The sequence below is a fragment of the Amycolatopsis sp. M39 genome (assembly GCF_001651785.1).
Lineage (GTDB): Bacteria > Actinomycetota > Actinomycetes > Mycobacteriales > Pseudonocardiaceae > Amycolatopsis > Amycolatopsis rubida.
The window spans coordinates 122,321-124,434 of sequence record NZ_LWSF01000019.1; the positions used below are offsets into that span (position 1 = coordinate 122,321).

Here is a 2,114-nt window from a genome sequence, read left to right on the forward strand (position 1 = left end):
CCGAGGATTCCGACGCCGATCGGCTTGGTCAAGTCCCCACCTCCACTAAGCGGGTCATGTTGTTCCGGTTATGCCAACCTACCAGAAGCGGAACAGCCTGACCCGCTTGGTCTAGACTGCGGGAATGCCGGACTCCGCCGTCGCAGCACTGCTCGCCCAAGGCCGACCGCGAGCCGACGCGCAGCGCAACGTCGAGCGGCTGGTCGCGGCGACCCGCGAAGCGCTCGACGAGCTCGGGCTCGCGGTCACGACCCGCGACATCGCCCAGCGCGCGGGCGTCGGCCTCGGCACGCTGTACCGGCGCGTGCCGTCACTGGACGCACTCCTCGCCGCCATCCTGACCGACACCATCGACGAGATGACCGACCGCGCCGCGCACGTGCTCGACGCCCCCGATCCGTGGCAGGGATTCGCCGAGTTCGCCGAGACCTACGTCCAGCTGCGCGCGTCCAGCTGCGGCCTGCACGACGCCCTGTCCGGCCGCGGCGAACGGCTTGACCTGGAACCGCGCGTCACCCGGCTGCAGCGGGCGATGCGTCAACTGGTCCAGCGAGCGCAACAGGCGGGGACGCTCCGCGCGGACCTCGGCTGGCGGGACGTCCCGTTCGCGCTCGCCACCGCGATCCCGCCGGACCACACGATCGGTCTCGTCCCGAGCGACGACCAGTGGCGGCGGAACCTCCGCATCATCCTCGACGGCCTGCGCCCGCCGCGATCGCCCGCTCCAGCAGCCCCCGCAGTGCTCGCTGATCCTTCGGAGTGAGCCCGGCCAGCGGCGAATCCCGGGTCAGCAGGTCGAGCAGCCGCTCGCGCAGCGCCGTGCCGTCCTCGGTGAGGACGAGATGCCGGGCGCGCCGGTCGGTCGGATGCGCGCGCCGCTCGATCAGCCCCTGCTTTTCCAGCTTGTCGACGACGAACGTGGCATTCGACGGCTCGCAGCTCATCCGCTCGGCCAGCTCGCGCATCGTCATCGGACCGGTCAGCTCCCGCAGCGCGGCCGCCTGCGCGGCGGTCAGCCCCAGGGTCACCGCGCGCTCGCGGACGTGGACGGCGATCTGCTGGGCCAGCCCGTTCACCAGACCGCACAGCTCCCGTTCGGCGATCGCCCGCGGCTCCGTCATGACCCCATCCTAGGAACTCCATCAAGTCAGAATAATTTGAGCTTGAATGTTTCTAACTTGATGCTTATCGTCGGGGAAGACCGGAGAAGGGAACGAAACGGTGCTCGACGACCGACTTCGCCGGCCCGCGCCGCGCCAGACCATCCACCCGGGCGAACAGTTACCTCGTCGCGAGCATCGGCGGACCGCTGGTGGAACGCGACGGCCGGGCGCTGCTGATCGACGCCGGGTTCGGGCGGCGGACCGGGCGCGCCGAACGGTGGTGCGCTGCTCGACAACCTGGCCGCGCTCGGGCGCGAACCGCAGGACTTCGAGGCAGTGGCGTTCACGCACTCGCACTCCGACCACATCGGCTGTCACGCCGGACATCTGGTCGCGGAGCCAGAGTGGGCGCGGCGCGAGCCTCCGGCGAGACCGACGCGCTGACACCGCGAGTGCGCACGGTCGAGGACGGGCAGGAGGTGTTTCGCCGCCGGGACACGCCGAGTATGTCCTCACCTCCGGCGGGCACCGGCTGATCGCGTTCGGCGACGCGGTCCATTCGCCGATCCAGATCGAAAACCCGGACTGGTCCTGCGGGTACGACCGCGATCCGGCCGAGGCCGCCAGCCACCGCCGGAAGCTCGTCGCCGAACTGGCCGGGCCCGGCACGATCGGCTACGGCAACCACTTCGCCGACGTCCTCTTCGGGCACGTCCGCGACGGCCGCTGGACCGCTAGGGTCGGGTGAATGGCCCGGCTGATCCACCTCAACGGCCCGTCCGGCATCGGGAAATCCACCGTCGCGCGGCGCTACGCCGATCTCCGCCCGGGAGTGCTGGCCCTCGACGCCGACCAGGTGGTCACGATGATCGGCGGCTGGCGGACCGCGTTCTGGGACACCCTGCCCGCCGCGCGGCGACTCGCGCTCGCCATGGCGGAAACCCATCTGCGCGCCGGATACGACGTCGTCCTGCCGCAGCTGGTGGCCCGCGTCGAGCAGGCCGAGCGGTT

4 protein-coding genes are annotated in these 2,114 nt (G+C 70.9%); 3 read left to right on the forward strand and 1 reads right to left on the reverse strand.

Going from position 1 to position 2,114, the window contains the following annotated elements; genetic code table 11:
• The first annotated feature begins 124 nt into the window (after nt 1-124).
• The gene (locus A4R44_RS31635; RefSeq protein WP_067588824.1) at nt 125-763 is read left to right on the forward strand and encodes a TetR/AcrR family transcriptional regulator; all 639 of its coding nucleotides are present in this window, start codon (nt 125-127) and stop codon (nt 761-763) included.
• Here the strand turns inward: A4R44_RS31635 and A4R44_RS31640 are convergent.
• A complete protein-coding gene (locus A4R44_RS31640; protein ID WP_067588826.1) occupies nt 687-1,121 on the reverse strand; it encodes a MarR family winged helix-turn-helix transcriptional regulator in 435 nt (144 codons plus the stop codon). The genes A4R44_RS31635 and A4R44_RS31640 overlap by 77 nt on opposite strands.
• 279 nt (nt 1,122-1,400) lie before the next feature.
• Between A4R44_RS31640 and A4R44_RS49415 the strand changes: the two genes are divergently transcribed.
• Together A4R44_RS49415 and A4R44_RS49420 are read left to right on the forward strand one after the other, a co-directional pair.
• Entirely contained in the window at nt 1,401-1,547 is a 147-nt protein-coding gene (locus A4R44_RS49415) for an MBL fold metallo-hydrolase (RefSeq protein ID WP_232791875.1), read from the forward strand.
• A gap of 304 nt (nt 1,548-1,851) precedes the next feature.
• Nucleotides 1,852-2,114: AAA family ATPase (locus tag A4R44_RS49420; protein ID WP_198545511.1), on the forward strand; the 263-nt coding region annotated here is incomplete at its 3' end.